Here is a 17,486-nt window from a genome sequence, read left to right on the forward strand (position 1 = left end):
ATTGGTGGTGATTTGCGGTATGTGCAAGTGTTTTTCGCGTTTTTTCCCGGAAACACCACGTAAACACGGGCTTTCCCGAGGGAGGCACAACGTTGCGGGGCGTTTTGCCCCGCATTTTTCTACTTATGGCTTTGCCTAGCGCATGCCCGGCATCATGCCCTTCATCGAGCGCATCATCTTCATCATGCCGCCGCCCGAGAGCTTTTTCATCATGGTCTGCATCTGCTCGAACTGGGTCAGCATGCGGTTCACTTCCTGCACCTGCACGCCGGCACCGGCGGCAATACGGCGCTTGCGGGTGGCTTTGATCAGCTCCGGCTTGGCGCGTTCCTGCGGCGTCATCGAGTCGATAATGCCGACCATGCGGCGTACCTGCTTGTCCGCCTGATCCATGTTGGCGCCGTTGGCGGCCTGCTGGAACTGGGCTGGCAGCTTGTCCATCAGATTGGCCATGCCGCCCATTTTCTTCATCTGGCCCAGTTGTGCCTTGAAGTCGTTCATGTCGAACTTGCCGCCCACCTTGATCTTGTTGGCCAGATCGGCAGCGGCCTTGCTGTCCACGCCTTTGCGCGCTTCTTCCACCAGCGCCAGAATGTCGCCCATGCCCAGCACGCGGTTGGCCATACGGGTAGGGTCGAACGCTTCCAGACCGTCGAGCTTTTCCGACACACCGGCAAACTTGATCGGCTTGCCCGTAATGTGGCGCACCGACAGCGCCGCACCACCGCGCGAATCGCCATCGAGCTTGGTCAGCACGATACCGGTCAGCGGCAGCGCATCGTTAAAGGCCTTGGCCGTGTTGATGGCATCCTGACCCAGCATGGCATCGACCACGAACAGGGTTTCGATAGGTTTGACGGCGCTGTGCACGGCAGCGATTTCGCGCATCATCTCTTCATCGATACCGAGACGGCCGGCCGTATCGATAATCAGCACATCGTGGTAGTGCTTCTTGGCCCAGTCCAGCGCAGCGAGGGCGATATCGACTGGCTTGTCCTGTGCGGTGGAAGGGAAGAAATCGGCGCCAACCTGGCCCGTGACCGATTGCAACTGGGCGATAGCGGCCGGACGATACACGTCGGCCGACACCGTCAGCACTTTTTTCTTCTTCTCTTCTTTGAGGTATTTGGCCAGCTTACCGACCGTGGTGGTTTTACCCACACCCTGCAGACCGGCCATCAGGATGATGGCGGGCGGCTGCTGGGCGAAGCTGAGCTGGGTGGCTTCCGCGCCCAGATCGGCGCCCATCAGGGCGGCCAGTTCGCGCTGCACCACGCCGACCAGCGCCTGACCCGGCGACAGCGAGGCGATGACTTCTTCACCCAGCGCTTTTTCTTTGACGCGGGCGATAAATTCGCGCACGGCTGGCAGGGCCACGTCGGCTTCGAGCAGGGCCATGCGCACTTCGCGCAGCATTTCGGCGGTGTTGGCTTCCGTCAGGCGGGCCTCGCCGCGCATGGTTTTAACGACCTTGGCAAGGCGTTGGGTAAGATTGTCTAGCATGATGAACCCGGATTAAAACAGTGGCCGCCATTTTACCCCATCCACTGCGACTAGTCCCCCGACACGGAGGCGCTTATGGTTTATATTCTTGTATGGAAACAGACAGCGCAGCGCAAGCTGTTGGTATGATGCAGTGATCACAAGAATCGGGAGGATGAACACGATGAAACGTACGATCTGGTGGAAGACGCTGGCGCTGGGCGCCCTGATGACGGCGCAAGCCTTGACCCCGGCACAGGCGCAGGAAGTGGTGCGACTGGGGAATCTGAAATTCGCCCACTACGGCGCGGTCTCTTATATTAAGGAGATTGCTCCCAAATGCGGCATCAAGGTGGAGGAGCGCGTGTTCGCCAAAGGCCTGGATGTGATGCAGGGGATCATCGCGGGCGAGCTCGATGTCGGCACCACGGCGTCGGAAGCAGCGATTTCGGGCCGTGCCAGCGGCGCGCCCATCGTGGTGGTGGCCGGCTTTGCCAAGGGCGGTGCGCGGCTGGTCAGCCGCGCCGATCTGAAACTCAAATCCGTCAAGGACCTCAAGGGCAAACGCGTGGGCGTGACCCGTGGCGGCATCCAGGAAGTGCTGCTGCTGGCCGAGCTGCAGACGGCGGGGCTGTCGGCATCCGACCAGCCGGGCAAGGATGTGCAGCTGATCTATCTGCCTTTCGCTGACCTGAATCAGGCGCTGATCGGCAAGAACATCGACGCCATGATGAACTCCGAGCCGCAGTCTTCGCAGGCCATCAACAAGGGCTTTGGCACGGAAATCATCAAGCCTTACGACACGCCTATCGGCGAACCTATCCGCACCATGGTGATGACGGAGAAGTTCTATAAAGAGAAGCGCCCGCTGGCCGAGAAATTCATGCGCTGCTTCGTCGAAGCTACCAAGACCTTTATCGAACAGCCGGCGCTGGCCGAAAAATATGTGCGCGAAACCGTGTTCAAAGGCCAGATCACCAAGGATGATTTCGACGATGCCATCGGCAATTCGCCGTATTCCTATGACATCACGCCGGAACACATCCAGATCACCACGGACGTGATGTTCAAGACCGGCGTAGGGCGCATGGCCAAACCGCCGGCTGCCAAAGAGTGGGTCAAGACCGACCTGCTGGACGCGGCCAAGAAAAGCGTGGGCGTTAAATAATGGCCGGGGCGGCGCGCAAAGCAGGGCAGGGCTGGCGGCAGCTGGTGGTGGGCATGATCGTGCCCGTCATCGTGATCGCCATCTGGCAATTGGCCGCGACTCAGGGCTGGGCCAATCCGCAGATGCTGCCTTCGCCGCTGGCGGTGGCCGAGCGCTGGCTGGCCTATCTGCTGCCCGTGCAGCCGTATAGCGCGGAGCAGGGTAGCTGGCTGGCGTGGGCGGTATCGGGTGAGCTGATTCTCGATGCGCTGGGTAGCCTGTACCGCGTGGCGCTGGGCTTTGCCATAGGCGCGGCGCTGGCGCTGCCACTGGGCCTGCTGATGGGCGCCAGCCCGCTGGTATATGCCTGGTTTAACCCGCTGATGCAGCTGCTGCGCCCTATCCCGCCCATCGCCTATATTCCCCTGTCCATCCTGTGGTTCGGGCTGGGGAATGCACCGGCCGTGTTCCTGATCGTGCTCGGTGCCTTCTTCCCGGTGCTGATGAATACCATCGCCGGAGTACGGCAGGTGGACGGTATCTATCTACGCGCGGCGCGCAATCTGGGCGCCAGCGGCAGCACGCTGTTCATCCGCGTGATTCTTCCCGCTGCCGTGCCCTATATATTGTCGGGCGTACGTATCGGTATCGGCACTGCCTTCATCGTGGTGATCGTGTCCGAGATGATCGCCGTGAACAATGGCCTCGGTTTCCGCATCCTGGAAGCGCGCGAGTACTTCTGGTCGGACAAGATCATGGCTGGCATGATCACCATCGGTCTGCTGGGGCTGGCCATCGATAGCGCCGTCAACAAACTGAATAACTATCTGCTGCGCTGGCACCGCGGTCTGGAGAACTAATGGATAGCGCACATATCAGCGTGGCACATGTCAGCAAGGTGTTCCAGACGGACGAACGCGCCGTGGTGGCCCTGCAGGACATCAATCTGGAAATTCCGCGCGGCCAGTTCGTCTGCCTGCTGGGCCCTTCGGGCTGCGGCAAATCCACCCTGCTCAATGCGATTGCCGGCTTTGCCCCGCCCAGCAGCGGCAGCATCGTGGCCGATGGTCAGGCGGTGACGGCACCGGGGCCGGAACGCGGCATGGTGTTTCAGGAATATGCGCTCTTCCCCTGGATGACGGTGGCGGAAAATATCGCTTTCGGCTTGCAGATCAAGGGCTTAGCCAAGGCCGAGATCAACGCGACGGTGGATCGGCTGCTGGCCATGCTGTCGCTGAGCGACTTCCGCAGCCGCTATCCGAAAGATTTATCGGGCGGCATGCGCCAGCGGGTGGCCATCGCCCGCGTGCTGGCGCTCGATTCGCCCATCATGCTGATGGACGAGCCGTTCGGCGCGCTCGATGCGCTGACCCGGCGCAATCTGCAGGACGAGCTGCTGCGCATCTGGGCCGAGCTGAAAAAGACCATCATCTTCGTCACCCACAGCATAGAGGAAGCCATCTACCTGGCCGACCGCATCATCGTCATGACCTACCGCCCCGGCACCGTCAAGCGCGACCTGATGGTGGAACTGCCGCGCATGCGCGATCCGGCCGCGGCGGAATTCAATGCGCTCAAGCGCGAACTGGGGCAGCTGGTGATGGAAGAACAGCAGCGCCACCATAACGATGAACTGCGCATGGCTGCCGTGGACTGAGCGATAGTGTAAACTGGGGCTTATGCAGAATTTCCTACTCATCGCAGCCATCGTGCTGTACCTCGTATGTGCGGCGCTGCCATCGCGCCGTGCCGGTTTGATTTCCGCCATGACGGCGCTGGCCTGGCTGCTGCATGGCGCCGGTCTGTGGTTCGATCTGGCCACTGTCGGCACCATCCGTCTCGGCTTTGCCGCCATGCTGTCGTCCGCGCTGTGGGTGTCAGTCGCGGCCTACTGGGTGGAGAACCGCAACTTCAGTCTGGACAGCATGCGCCATCTGGTCATGCCGAATGCCGCGCTGGTCGTTGCGCTGCAGGTGGGCTTCCCCGGCAGTGTGATCGCGCTGGAAGATAAGTCGCCCCTGTTCGGCTGGCATATCGCGATTGCCACCATGGCCTACAGCACGCTGACCGTCGCTGCCTTCCATGCCGTGCTGATGGCGCTGCAGGAGCGCCACCTGCACGCGGCCACCCAGCGCAAAACCTTCCTGACGAATGCGCTGGATCAGTTGCCGGCCTTGCTGACCATGGAAAAGCTGTTGTTCCGTATGATCAGTTTCGGCTTTGCGCTGCTCAGCCTGACCGTGTTTTCTGGCATCGTGTTCTCGGAACAGGTGTTCGGCCAGGCCCTCAAGTGGGACCATAAATCCGTCTTTACGCTGCTGTCATGGCTGCTGTTTGCCGCCCTGCTGGCCGGCCGCCGCTTCCGTGGCTGGCGTGGCCGCACGGCGCTGAGCTTCACGCTGGCCGGTTTCGCCACGCTGCTGCTGGCCTATGTGGGCAGCCGCTTTGTGCTGGAAGTACTGCTGCACAAGGGGGCGATATGAGCCGTCTGCTGTTCTGGCTGGCGCTGATCTTCTTGGTCGGTTTCGCCATCCGTAGCAAGATCCGCGAGGCGCAGAAGCGTCAGCAGCCGTTCAATCAGCCGCCGCCGGCCGGTGCCGGCCCGGCCCCTGGCCCCGCTGCGCGCCAGCACGGCAACGCCGAAATCGAGACCATGCTGCAATGCGCCCACTGCGGCGTGTTCTATCCCGCTTCCGAAACGGTGCAGGCGCGCGGACGCGACTACTGCAGCGCAGCCCACGCGGCCATGCCGCCGGCCTGATCCAGCGTGGAATCCGGCCACACCGCCGCTCCGGCCGAAGCGCGCGCCTCGTTCTGGCGCTCGCTGCAGACGCTGAGCATTTCGCGCGTCGTGATCGCGCTGGTGCTGCTGGTGTATCTGAGTTTCGACCGTAACGGCCTGCGCGCCGATAGCTCCTACCTGAATCTGCAGATCTGCGTGGTCTACCTGATGGTGGCACTCGGCTATGCCCTGCTGGCCGTGTACTGGCAGCAGCGCTTCCGCTGGCAGCTGCTCTCCCAGATCGCGGCCGATCTGGCAATCATTTCGCTGCTGTTCATGGTCGGTGGCGGCCTGCGTAGCGGGCTGGCCATCCTGTATCTGTTTCCGCTGGCCGGTGCGGCCATCCTTGCGCCGCTGCTGCTGTCGCTGTTCTGCACGGCGCTGGTCGCGCTGTTCATGCTGGGCGAAAGCATCTGGCGCGTACTGATGATGGAAAGCGAACGGCCCTTCCTGCAGGCCGGCCTGTATGGCGCGGCCTTCTTCGCTGCCGTGCTGGTGGTGAACCGGCTGGCGGCGCGCCTGATCGGACAGGAAGAACTGGCCATCCAGCGCGGGGTGGAAGTGAATGTGCAGCAGGCCGTCAACCAGCTGGTGATGGCCAATGTGGGCGATGGCATCCTGGTAGCCGACCGTGCCGGCCATATATATGCCAGTAATCCGGCGGCGCAGCAGATGCTGGGCATGCTGGGCGCGCAGCAGGATTTCAGGCTGGCCGATTCGGGCGCGCTGGCGCCGCTGGCCGAAGCTTATGCCGCCTGGTGCGAAGAACGCAGCCGCAGCACGGCGTATGTCACCATCAAGCCGTATGCCGACGACGCCCTGCAGCAGGTAACGGCGGCATGGAGCGTGCGGCGCGACTTGTCGGCCCACCTGAAAGTGCGCTTTGCTGCCGTTGACACGGCAGGGCTGGGCACGGAGCGCAGCGTGATCTTCCTGCAGGATGTGACGGGCATAGAAAATCAGGCGCAGCAGCTAAAACTGGCTTCGATGGGCCGGCTGACGGCCAGTATTGCCCATGAAGTACGCAATCCGCTGTCGGCCATCGGCCACGCCACCGCGCTGCTGGGCGAGGACATGACGGACGGAGTGCAGACCCGCTTGCTGAAGATCATAGGCGATAACGTCAGCCGGGTGAACCGCATGGTGGAGGACATCCTGCAACTGTCGCGCAAAGTGCAGCCATATAATGAACCGCTGGCGCTGCAAGGCTTCCTCACCGAGCTGGTACAGGAATTTACCGAAACCCATGGCCTGCCGGCCGACATGCTGGGACTCACGCTGGCGGAGGCCGCGCCGGTGCGCTTCGACGCCCTGCATTTGCGTGAAGTGCTGCTTAACCTGCTCAATAATGCCGTGCGCTATGCCAGTGGCGGCAGCCGTTCTATCCGGCTGGACCTGCGCAGCCTGCCCTCGCACGCGCTGGAGCTGCATGTGCAGGACGATGGTCCCGGCATAGAACCGGAAGTACGGGCCCACCTGTTCGAGCCGTTCTACACCACGTCGAGCAAGGGCACGGGGCTGGGGCTGTATCTGGCGCGGGAATTATGTTTGAATAACGAGGCGCGGCTGGACTATGAATACCGTTTCGATGGTCAGCAGGATGCCAGCGGCAAGCCGCGCTCGAGCGGGCGTTTCGTCATCACTTTCGCCCATCCGGCCCAGAAGTAGAGAGGTAGTTTGATGACTGTTCGATTCCCTCGCGTGCTGGTGGTAGATGATGAAGCCGACCTGCGCGAGTTGCTGGAACTGACTCTGCTCAAGATGGGGCTGGAGGTCGATTGCGCCGCCACGCTGGGCGAAGCGCGCGCGCTGCTGGCGCAGGCCGGGGTGGAATACCAGCTGGTGCTGACTGATATGCGCCTGCCCGACGGGCTGGGGCTGGAACTGGTACGCGAAGTCAGTGCCAGCCACCGCAATACCCCTATCGCCGTAGTGACGGCTTTCGGCAGTGCGGAAAATGCCGTGGTGGCGCTGAAAGCCGGCGCCTTCGACTATATTTCCAAGCCGGTGGCGCTGGACCAGTTGCGCGTGATGGTGCGTTCCGCCCTGCGTCTGAGTGCCGGCCAGCCCGAAGATGAAGCGCCTGCCGCCAAGCCGGCAGCCAGCCGGCTGCGTGGCAATTCGGCCGTGATCGAAGCGCTGCGCGCCCAGATCGCGCGGCTGGCGCGCTCGATGGCGCCTATCGCCATCAACGGCGAGTCGGGCAGCGGCAAGGAACTGGCGGCGCGGGAAATTCATGCCCAGAGTTCGCGCGCGGCCAAGCCATTTATCGCCGTCAACTGCGGCGCGATCCCCGAAGCGCTGATGGAGGCCGAGTTCTTCGGCTATCGCAAAGGTGCGTTCACCGGCGCGGCGGACGAGCGCGATGGCTTCTTCCAGGCGGCCAATGGCGGCACCCTGATGCTCGATGAAGTGGCCGACCTGCCGCTGGCCATGCAGGTCAAGCTGCTGCGCGCCATCCAGGAGCGGCGCGTGCGCAAGATAGGCGCTACCGCCGAAGAGCCGGTGGATGTGCGCATCATCAGCGCCACCCACAAGAATCTGGCCCAGTGTGTGGAGCAGGGCAGCTTCCGTCAGGACCTTTACTATCGCCTGAATGTGATCGAACTGAGTCTGCCGCCGCTGCGCGAGCGGCTTGACGACCTGGCTGTGCTGACCGACGGCATACTGGAAAGGCTGGGCACTTTCGAATCCAAGGTCAGGCTGGGCGAGGGCGTGCTCGATGCGCTGCGCAGCTATTCCTTCCCCGGCAATGTGCGCGAGCTGGAAAACATCCTCGAACGGGCGCTGGCATTTGCCAATGACGGCGTGATCGAAGTGGCCGATCTGGCGCTCAAAGGCGCGCGCGTGGTGGAAGCCACCGTGCCGCTGCCGACGCCGACCACGCCGGCACCCTATCTGGCGGCCAGCGAAGCGGCGGCCATGCGGCTGCCGCTGGCCGAGGGGAGTCTGCTGGCCCCGGCCCCAACTTCAGCGCAGGCAGCCCCCGTGACTGCGGCGGACCGCGAGGAGCTTGCACCCGCAGGCGCAAGCGCAGCCGACTGGCCGCCGCTGCCGCAGATCGATGTGCTGCCGCCGAATTTGCCGGACTTCCTCAACCGCATCGAGCGCGAGCTCATATTAAGAGCACTGGCCCAGACCCAGTTCAACCGCACCCAGGCTGCCCAGTTGCTGGGCATCAGCTTCCGCCAGTTGCGCTACCAGATGCAGAAGCTCGATATTCAGGAGCCGGACACGTGAACCCGTCCCCGTCCAACGCCGTGCCGGACATGACGCCGGTGGATGACGGCGGCTGGTGGCCGCTGGCACAGCGCTACGACAGCCCGCACTACGACGAGCGGCCCGACCCGGCCGATATCACCCTGCTGGTGATCCACAATATCTCGCTGCCAGCCGGCCAGTTCGGCGGGCCGCACGTGTCCGACCTGTTTACCGGCCGTCTCGATTATAATGCTGACCCCTCGTTTGCCGACCTGCGCGGGCTGAGAGTGTCCAGCCACTTTTTCATCCGCCGTGGCGGCCGCGTGCTGCAGTATGTTTCTGCTAACGCGAGGGCCTGGCATGCCGGACGTTCCGAGTTCTGCGGACGGGAAAAATGTAATGATTTTTCTATCGGTATCGAACTCGAAGGTACGGATGACACGCCGTTTGAAGCGGCCCAGTACGAGGCACTGGCGGTGCTGACGCTGGCACTGCAGGAGCGCTATCCGCTGGCCGATGTGCTAGGTCATGAACACATTGCGCCGGGCCGCAAGACCGATCCCGGAGTGTTGTTTGACTGGTCACATTACCAGCAAAGCTGGCGCAAAAACAGGCAGTTGGCAATGTCGCAATGCGGTACGTTAGTGGCCGCTCTCGGGGAACTGCGCTTTGTAAAAGGGCTCCTGCAAAGTCAATAGAAAAATTGCCGTTTATAGCAAAATTTCCACTTGTCTTAGCCCACTCCGATCACTACAATCAGTGTATCGATTCACGTCTATCACTAGATATAGTAGTTCCCAAGACACTGGTTCTTAAACTATTTGCAATTCGTTGAGACCAGTCGATCACGCTTTTTATTGCAGCTTATTTGGCAATTGAGTCAGCCAGCAATCAGGGCTGAACGCAGTATTTCGGCCTTTTTTATACAACATTACGTCGCGCAGCACTGACTGCACGCTGTTTTCGGGGAGCTTAAATGCAATCTACTCAAGACATCACCATCAATCCGGCACTGGTTCCTTCAGTTGCTGCGAGCACCGCCAGCAGCCCTGTTACGGCCGCCAGCGACCTCGGTGACTACCGCATCATTCGCCGTAACGGCGCGGTCGTCGCGTTTGAACCGTCGAAGATCGCCGTAGCGATGACCAAAGCCTTCCTGGCCGTGAATGGCGGTCAGGGCGCGGCTTCGGCCCGCATCCGCGAACTGGTAGAACAGCTGACCGCCAGCGTGGTGGCAGCACTGGTGCGCCGCCAGCCTTCGGGCGGCACTTTCCACATCGAAGATGTGCAGGATCAGGTTGAACTGGCGCTGATGCGTTCGGGCGAACACGATGTGGCGCGTGCTTACGTGCTGTACCGCGCCAAGCAGATGGAAGAGCGCCGCGCCGCCAAGGAAGCCGCCGGCGCCACCGCCATCACCGCACCGCAGATCCACGTGCTGGAAAACGGCGAGCGCAAGCTGCTGGAACTGGACCGCGTGTCGAATCTGATCAATGCCGCCTGCGCCGGTCTGGAAAAGCATGTCGATGCCGACGCGATTCTGGCCGAGACCATGAAAAACCTGTACGACGGCGTGCCGGTGGAAGAACTGCACAAGTCGGCCATTCTGGCGGCGCGCGCGCTGATGGAAAAAGATCCGGCCTACTCGCAAGTGACGGCCCGCATCCTGCTGCACACCATCCGTAAGGAAGTCTTCGGCAAGGAAGTGGCACAGGCTGCCGCTGCCGCCGAGTACGTGACTTACTTCCCGCAATACATCGCCAAAGGTATCGCCGCCGATCTGCTGGACGCCAAACTGGCCGAATTCGATCTGGCCCGTCTGGCCAAGGCACTGGTGGCCGACCGCGATCTGCAGTTCGGCTACATCGGCCTGCAGACCCTGTACGACCGCTACTTCCTGCACGTGCGCGACATCCGCATCGAAATGCCGCAGGCCTTCTACATGCGTGTCGCCATGGGTCTGGCCCTGAACGAAACCGACCGCGAAGCGCGCGCCATCGAGTTCTACAACCTGCTGTCGACCTTCGACTTCATGTCGTCGACCCCGACCCTGTTCAACTCTGGCACCCAGCGTTCGCAGCTGTCGTCGTGCTACCTGACCACCGTTTCCGACGATCTGGAAGGCATCTACGACGCCATTAAGGAAAACGCACTGCTGGCCAAGTTCGCCGGCGGTCTGGGCAACGACTGGACGCCAGTACGTGCACTGGGCGCCCACATCAAGGGCACCAACGGCAAATCGCAGGGCGTGGTACCGTTCCTGAAAGTGGTCAACGACACTGCCGTGGCGGTGAATCAGGGCGGCAAGCGTAAGGGCGCAGTGTGCGCCTACCTGGAAACCTGGCACATGGACATCGAGGAATTCCTCGACCTGCGCAAGAATACGGGCGACGACCGCCGCCGTACCCACGACATGAACACGGCTAACTGGATTCCCGACCTGTTCATGAAGCGTGTGATGGAAAAAGGCGACTGGACCCTGTTCTCGCCTTCGGATACGCCTGACCTGCACGATCTGGTCGGCAAAGCCTTCGAAAAGGCCTATCTGGCCTATGAAGCCAAGGCCGCTGCCGGCGAAATCCGCGTCTCCAAGAAAGTGGCTGCGCTGGACCTGTGGCGCAAGATGCTGTCCATGCTGTTCGAAACCGGCCACCCATGGATCACCTTCAAAGACCCATGCAACATCCGTTCGCCACAGCAGCACGTGGGCATGGTCCACAGCTCGAATCTGTGCACCGAGATCACGCTGAACACCAATGCCGACGAAATCGCCGTCTGCAATCTGGGTTCGGTCAACATGCCGGCCCACATGAAAGAAGGCAAGCTGGATCACGTCAAGCTGAAGAAGACCATCCGCACCGCCATGCGCATGCTGGATAACGTGATCGACATCAATTACTACGCCGTCGACAAGGCCCGTAATGCGAATATGCGTCACCGTCCGGTCGGTCTGGGCGTGATGGGCTTCCAGGACTGCCTGCACATGATGCGCATTCCTTACTCGTCCAACGAAGCCGTGGCCTTTGCCGATACCTCGATGGAAGCGGTGTGCTACTACGCCTATCTGGCTTCGACCGAGCTGGCCGAAGAACGCGGTCAGTACCAGTCGTACAAAGGTTCGCTGTGGGACCGCGGCATCCTGCCACAGGATTCCGTCAAGCTGCTGGCCGAAGAGCGCGGCGGCTATCTGGAGCAGGATCTGTCGGCGAGCATGGACTGGGCGCCGGTACGTGAGCGCATCCAGAAGTTCGGTATGCGTAACTCGAACTGCGTGGCGATCGCTCCGACTGCGACCATTTCGAATATCATCGGTGTGTCGGCCTGTATCGAGCCGACCTTCCAGAATCTGTACGTGAAGTCCAACCTGTCGGGTGAGTTCACCGAGATCAACGCCTATCTGGTACGTGACCTGAAAGCTCGCGACCTGTGGGATGAAGTGATGATCGCCGACCTGAAGTACTTCGACGGCTCGCTGGCCAAGATCGACCGCATCCCGCAAGATCTGCGTGACATTTATGCAACCGCCTTCGAAGTCTCGCCGACCTGGCTGGTGGAAGCGGCTTCGCGTCGTCAGAAATGGATCGATCAGGCGCAATCGCTGAACATCTACATGGCAGGCGCGTCCGGTAAGAAGCTCGATGAGACCTACAAGCTGGCATGGCTGCGTGGCCTGAAAACCACCTACTACCTGCGTACCATTGCAGCGACCCACCTGGAGAAATCCACCACCCGTACCGGCGCGCTGAACGCCGTGGCGGTCGATGGCGGTGTTTCGGCCAGCGCGGCTGCAGCAGCGCCGGCAGCACCGGCACCGGTAGTGGCCGAAGGTGCGGCCTGCTACCTGCGTCCGGGTGACGACGGTTTCGAGGAATGCGAAGCCTGCCAGTAAAAACTCTGCGTGCCGGTGCATAGTGTGATGGGCCGGCCGCTCCGATTTAATTAGAAACTTAATTAATCCAACCGAATTCTGAAGGAAAACACTATGTCGCTGTCCTGGGACGATGAGGCCACCACGGCCACCCCTCAAGCTGTCAATCAAGCTGCACTGGAGTCGGGCGAAGCCAGCGCCGAGCAGGTTGCCCTGCGCGTGAATGCCGACGACAAGCGCATCATCAACGGTAAAACCGACGTCAACCAGCTGGTACCGTTCAAATACAAATGGGCGTGGGATAAATACCTGGCCGGCTGCGCCAACCACTGGATGCCGCAGGAAGTGAATATGCAGCGCGATATCGAGCTGTGGAAGAACCCGAACGGCCTGACCGACGACGAGCGCCGTCTGGTAAAACGCAATCTGGGCTTCTTCGTGACGGCCGACTCGCTGGCCGCCAACAACATCGTGCTGGGCACCTACCGCCACATCACGGCGCCGGAATGCCGCCAGTACCTGCTGCGTCAGGCCTTCGAAGAGGCCATCCACACCCACGCCTACCAGTACATCGTCGAGTCGCTGGGTCTGGACGAGGGCGAGATCTTCAACGCCTACAACGAGATCAAGTCCATCCGTGACAAGGACGAGTTCCTGATCCCGTTCATCAACACCCTGACCGATCCTAAGTTCACCACCGGCACGGTGGAAAGCGACCAGACCCTGCTCAAGTCGCTGATCGTGTTCGCCTGCCTGATGGAAGGCCTGTTCTTCTACGTCGGCTTCACCCAGATTCTGGCGCTGGGCCGCCAGAACAAGATGATGGGCGCCGCCGAACAGTACCAGTACATCCTGCGCGACGAGTCCATGCATTGCAACTTCGGCATCGACCTGATCAACACCATCAAGATGGAAAACCCGCTGCTGTGGACTCCAGCCTTCAAGGAAGAAATCAAGCAGCTGTTCCTGCGCGCCGTCGATCTGGAATACGCCTACGCCGAAGACACCATGCCACGCGGCGTGCTGGGTCTGAACGCCACCATGTTCAAAGGCTACCTGCGCTTCATCGCCAACCGTCGTGCTACCCAGATCGGTCTGGAGACGCTGTTCGATCAGGAAGACAATCCATTCCCATGGATGAGCGAGATGATAGACCTGAAAAAAGAGCGTAACTTCTTCGAGACCCGCGTCACCGAATACCAGACCGGTGGTGCGCTGAACTGGGATTAAATCCCCGGCCAAATGGCCACGCTGAAAAACGGATCCTGCGGGATCCGTTTTTTTTTGCGCGCGCTGTACGATTGCGGTGCTTGCCATTCGCTGCGCTCTGTCTCATAATCGCGACGAATTTGTAAACAGCGTGTCGTGTTCGCGTGATGGCGACGCAGCGGTGCTCTCGAAACAGCAAGCAGCAGCAAACAGAATTCATCCGGAACCGGAGCGATTCAAAGAAACCCAGGTGGAATAAGGCGCGCTTTGAAGTGCGAAATTTCCGCCGGAGTTCGCGGCCAGCGCTTTCTGCGACGATAGAGCGCGCGCAGTGGTCAGCGCCTGGCGATGCGAAGCTGCAGATTGTGTGCTCGAAGGTGAGCCGAGTCGCATAGCGCAGAAAAAATGCACGTGAATCCGTATCGTGCTGGTTGCGCACCGACAAGGTTTTCGTGTACTTTACGAAATTGAAAAAGCGTGTTTGCAAATCGGCGGATTTTTTGATACGCACGAGCTGCAAAACAGGACGCTAAACAGGATACAGAACCACAACCATATGCTGACACCACACTGTTTTTGATCGACCGTCTTGCCTGATCCGGTTCAGGCCGGGCGGTTTTTTGTTTTGAGAGTGAGACAGTAGTGGTCTGCGACGTAGGTCCCTGGAGCTGAGTACACGCCCGACCACCCGCAAAACGTCGCGACAAGATTTGTATCTGTACGCTGCGCCGGCCACGGACTGCGAACAGATCGATGGCTGAAGTGCTGCACTCGTGAGGAGGGGCAGCAGTTCAGCTAGTGCCGAATTCATTAGCGCAAACGGCTTTCGTTTGTGCCGATGAATAATTCGCCTAGCCTAATCCCGGGCTGGACGGGTTTAAATCTTGTAATGAATTTTCCCATCCCCGATGAAGGAGAACTAAAAATGGCAACCGCCGCAAAAAAACCAGCTGCCAAGAAGCCGGCAGCGAAAGCTGAAGCTCCAGCAAAAAAAGTAGCCGCCGCTAAACCGGCCGCCAAACCAGCAGCTAAAGCCGCTGCCAAACCAGCCGCTAAACCAGCAGTGAAAAAAGCCGCTGCCAAGCCAGCCGCTAAAGCAGCAGCTAAGCCAGCAGCTAAAGCAGCAGCCAAGCCAGCAGTGAAAAAAGCTGCAGCTAAACCAGCCGCTAAACCAGCAGTGAAAAAAGCCGCCGCTAAACCAGCAGCCAAAGCAGCCGCCAAGCCAGCAGTGAAAAAAGCTGCCGCCAAACCAGCAGCTAAGGCAGCCGCCAAGCCAGCAGCAAAAGCCGCAGCTAAACCAGCAGTGAAAAAAGCCGCTGCCAAGCCAGTCGCTAAAAAAGCTGCAGCTAAACCAGCCGCCAAGAAGACCGTCGCTAAAGCTGCTGCCAAACCAGCTGCCAAGAAAGTAGCTGCTAAACCAGCCGCGAAAAAAGCCGCTGCCAAGCCAGTCGCTAAAAAAGCTGCTGCCAAGCCAGCCGCAAAACCAGCAGCTAAAAAAGCTGCCGCCAAACCAGCTGCTAAACCAGCAGCCAAGAAAGCCGCTGCCAAGCCAGCAGCTAAAGCCGCCGCCAAACCAGCTGCTAAAGCCGCAGCCAAGCCAGCCGCTAAAAAAGTAGCTGCCAAAAAACCAGCGGTAAAAGCGGCAGCCAAACCGGCTGCAAAGGTGGCAGCTAAGCCTGCAGCAAAAAAGCCAGTTAAGGCTGCGGCTACCAAGCCAGCAGCCAAAGCAGCGGCCAAGCCAGCTGCTAAACCAGCCGCTAAGCCAGCCGCCAAAGCTGCAGCCAAGCCAGCCGCGAAAAAACCAGCTGCCAAGAAAGCTGCTCCAGCCGCTGCTCCGGTAGCTGCTGCTCCAGCCGCACCAGCTGCTGCTGCCAAACCAGCCGCCAAGCCAGCTGCTAAAAAAGCTGCGCCGAAAAAAGCTGCTGCTAAACCAGCTGCCAAGCCAGCTGCTGCACCAGCTGCTGCGCCTGCCGCTGCTGCTGCGCCAGCTCCGGCTCCAGCTCCAGCCGCTGCTCCGGCACCAGCACCAGCTGCTGCCGCTCCAGCCCCTGCACCAGCTGCTGCGCCAGCAAAGACCGTGGTAGCTCCAGCCGCTGCCTGGCCTTTCCCGACCAGCACCCGTCCATCCTAAGCTTGATAAAAAGCTAGGTGGCCTGCTGAGGCAACCAGCCGCTGTGTGAGACAATCACACAGCGGTTTTTTTTTGGAGGAGTTCTGTGCTGAGTATCGTCATGTTGATCGTCGACGCCATCGCCACCTTGCTGGGCGGTGCGCTGCTGCTGCGCTTCTGGATGCAGGCTATCCGCGTACGGCCACCGGCTTCGGTGGCGCAATTCACTTTCCAGTTATCGGACTGGCTGGTGCGTCCGCTGCGCCGTATCGTGCCCGGGGTAGGCGGCTATGACTGGGCCAGCCTGATTGGCGCCTTCCTGATCGTGCTGCTGGCGACTTCGGTGCTGCTGCTGGCCGGGCTATCGCCGCAGATGGTGGCGTTGGCGGCCCTGCAGCGCTTCCTGAGCTGGATACTGTACGGCTTTATGGCCTTGCTGATCGTCGAAGCGATCTTTAGCTGGGTGAATCCCCATGCGCCGCTGGCGCCCTTCGTACGCGCGCTCAACGAGCCGCTGCTGCGGCCTATCCGCCGCACCGTGCCGCTGGTGGGTAATCTCGATCTGTCGCTGCTGGTGGCCGTGATCCTGCTGCAGATCGCCCAGATTCTGCTGGGGATGCTGTTCAGCGGTCATTTCTAGGAAGGAGAGGCTGCGGGTATGCCGCAGCCTAAGCAAGACCATGCAGCGCATATCAGACTGAGACTGGTGCGCTGCATGCGGAACGACGCCTGCGGGCGTCGTTTTGCTTAGTAGCGGTAGCCGAAAGCGGCTTCGAAGCGGTCGGCGATTTCGGCCGGCGTGAACTTGTGGTTCTGCGCGCCCTTGTGGGCGATCTTGATGGCGCCCAGCAGGCTGGCCAGACGGCCCGTGGTTTCCCACTTCCAGCCCTGCGTGATGCCGTACAGCAGGCCGGCACGGTAGGCATCGCCGCAGCCGGTAGGATCGAGCACCTGTTCCGCCTGCACGGCCGGAATCACGATGCGTTCGCCCTGGGTATAGATCTCGGAACCCTGCTCGCCACGGGTCACGATCAGCGCTTCCAGACGGGAGGCGATGTCCGGTATGGTCAGGCCGGTGCGCGACATCAGCAGTTCGATTTCGTAATCGTTGGCGGTGACGTAGGTGGCTTTGTTGATGAAATCGATGAGTTCATCGGCATTGAACATCGGCAGCTGCTGGCCCGGATCGAAGATGAACGGAATCTCCAGCTTGACCAGATCGGCCGCGTGCTTCTGCATGCCCAGATGGCCGTCCGGCGAAATGATGGCGATGCGAGCCGGACCGGCTTTGGCGATATCGTTCTCGTGCGCGTAGGACATGGCGCCCGGGTGGAAGGCGTTGATCTGGTTATTATCTTCATCGGCCGTGACGAAGCACTGGGCGTTGTAGGCTTCCGGCTTGATCAGGATGTTGTCGGTCGACAGACCCAGCTTGCGCAGGCGTTCGGTGTAGGCGCCGTGGTCCTGGCCCATCACGCCGACGATGCGCGGATCGCCGCCCACCATCATCAGGTTGTAGGCGATGTTACCGGCGCAGCCACCGAATTCGGTGCGCATGGTCGGAGCGAGGAAGGACACATTCACCTTGTGCAGCTGGTCGGCCAGCAGCAGGCTGTCGAAACGGCCGGGGAATTGCAGTATGGTGTCGATAGCGATCGAGCCGCAGATCAGGGAAGTCTGGTTCATG

15 protein-coding genes are annotated in these 17,486 nt (G+C 60.7%); 11 read left to right on the top strand and 4 right to left on the bottom strand.

The genetic code is table 11. The annotated features are described in order from the left end of the window. Nucleotides 1–135 precede the first annotated feature (135 nt). Nucleotides 136–1,503: a signal recognition particle protein gene (gene ffh, locus GM655_RS01500; protein WP_155432868.1), complete on the bottom strand. Its 1,368-nt coding sequence runs from the start codon at nucleotides 1,501–1,503 to the stop codon at nucleotides 136–138. Between the two features lie 163 nt (nucleotides 1,504–1,666). Here ffh and GM655_RS01505 point away from each other — a divergent pair, with 163 nt between their 5' ends. The 10 genes from GM655_RS01505 (at nucleotide 1,667) to GM655_RS01550 (ending at nucleotide 13,710) form a co-directional block, all read left to right on the top strand. Next, nucleotides 1,667–2,650, top strand: a complete 984-nt coding sequence (locus tag GM655_RS01505) for an ABC transporter substrate-binding protein (protein ID WP_155432869.1) — start codon at nucleotides 1,667–1,669, stop codon at nucleotides 2,648–2,650. Next, nucleotides 2,650–3,489, top strand: coding sequence for an ABC transporter permease (locus GM655_RS01510; RefSeq protein ID WP_229632331.1), 840 nt, complete (start codon nucleotides 2,650–2,652; stop codon nucleotides 3,487–3,489). The genes GM655_RS01505 and GM655_RS01510 overlap by 1 nt, the downstream gene beginning before the upstream one ends. Further along, on the top strand, nucleotides 3,489–4,286 hold the full coding sequence (locus GM655_RS01515; RefSeq protein WP_155432870.1) for an ABC transporter ATP-binding protein: 798 nt from the start codon (nucleotides 3,489–3,491) through the stop codon (nucleotides 4,284–4,286). Before GM655_RS01510 ends, GM655_RS01515 begins: the two co-directional genes overlap by 1 nt. A 22-nt stretch (nucleotides 4,287–4,308) precedes the next feature. Beyond that, nucleotides 4,309–5,112: a cytochrome C assembly family protein gene (locus GM655_RS01520; protein ID WP_155432871.1), complete on the top strand. Its 804-nt coding sequence runs from the start codon at nucleotides 4,309–4,311 to the stop codon at nucleotides 5,110–5,112. Further along, nucleotides 5,109–5,390, top strand: coding sequence for a PP0621 family protein (locus tag GM655_RS01525; RefSeq protein WP_155432872.1), 282 nt, complete (start codon nucleotides 5,109–5,111; stop codon nucleotides 5,388–5,390). Before GM655_RS01520 ends, GM655_RS01525 begins: the two co-directional genes overlap by 4 nt. Nucleotides 5,391–5,396: 6 nt before the next feature. Beyond that, complete coding sequence (locus GM655_RS01530) at nucleotides 5,397–7,079, top strand: ATP-binding protein (protein WP_371866678.1); 1,683 nt, start codon at nucleotides 5,397–5,399, stop codon at nucleotides 7,077–7,079. Between the two features lie 12 nt (nucleotides 7,080–7,091). Then, nucleotides 7,092–8,651, top strand: coding sequence for a sigma-54-dependent transcriptional regulator (locus tag GM655_RS01535; protein ID WP_155432873.1), 1,560 nt, complete (start codon nucleotides 7,092–7,094; stop codon nucleotides 8,649–8,651). Between the two features lie 29 nt (nucleotides 8,652–8,680). Beyond that, nucleotides 8,681–9,310: a 1,6-anhydro-N-acetylmuramyl-L-alanine amidase AmpD gene (gene ampD / locus GM655_RS01540; protein WP_155434068.1), complete on the top strand. Its 630-nt coding sequence runs from the start codon at nucleotides 8,681–8,683 to the stop codon at nucleotides 9,308–9,310. Between the two features lie 278 nt (nucleotides 9,311–9,588). Then, on the top strand, nucleotides 9,589–12,501 hold the full coding sequence (locus tag GM655_RS01545; RefSeq protein ID WP_155432874.1) for a ribonucleoside-diphosphate reductase subunit alpha: 2,913 nt from the start codon (nucleotides 9,589–9,591) through the stop codon (nucleotides 12,499–12,501). 93 nt (nucleotides 12,502–12,594) lie between these two features. Further along, nucleotides 12,595–13,710 (top strand): ribonucleotide-diphosphate reductase subunit beta, encoded by a 1,116-nt coding sequence (locus tag GM655_RS01550; protein WP_155432875.1) that lies wholly within the window; start codon nucleotides 12,595–12,597, stop codon nucleotides 13,708–13,710. Nucleotides 13,711–14,499: 789 nt separating this feature from the next. On the opposite strand, the gene GM655_RS01555 is transcribed toward GM655_RS01550, so the two are convergent. Next, a complete protein-coding gene (locus GM655_RS01555) occupies nucleotides 14,500–15,501 on the bottom strand; it encodes a hypothetical protein (protein ID WP_155432876.1) in 1,002 nt (333 codons plus the stop codon). 113 nt (nucleotides 15,502–15,614) lie between these two features. After that, a complete protein-coding gene (locus tag GM655_RS01560; protein WP_155432877.1) occupies nucleotides 15,615–15,761 on the bottom strand; it encodes a hypothetical protein in 147 nt (48 codons plus the stop codon). Between the two features lie 159 nt (nucleotides 15,762–15,920). Between GM655_RS01560 and GM655_RS01565 the strand changes: the two genes are divergently transcribed. Beyond that, nucleotides 15,921–16,439: a YggT family protein gene (locus tag GM655_RS01565; RefSeq protein ID WP_155434069.1), complete on the top strand. Its 519-nt coding sequence runs from the start codon at nucleotides 15,921–15,923 to the stop codon at nucleotides 16,437–16,439. Between the two features lie 107 nt (nucleotides 16,440–16,546). Here the strand turns inward: GM655_RS01565 and GM655_RS01570 are convergent, their stop codons facing one another. Then, nucleotides 16,547–17,485: a carbohydrate kinase family protein gene (locus GM655_RS01570; RefSeq protein WP_155432878.1), complete on the bottom strand. Its 939-nt coding sequence runs from the start codon at nucleotides 17,483–17,485 to the stop codon at nucleotides 16,547–16,549. Nucleotide 17,486: the final 1 nt, after the last annotated feature.

Origin of the sequence: Pseudoduganella danionis (assembly GCF_009720775.1) — a bacterium.
Taxonomy (GTDB): domain Bacteria; phylum Pseudomonadota; class Gammaproteobacteria; order Burkholderiales; family Burkholderiaceae_D; genus Rugamonas; species Rugamonas danionis.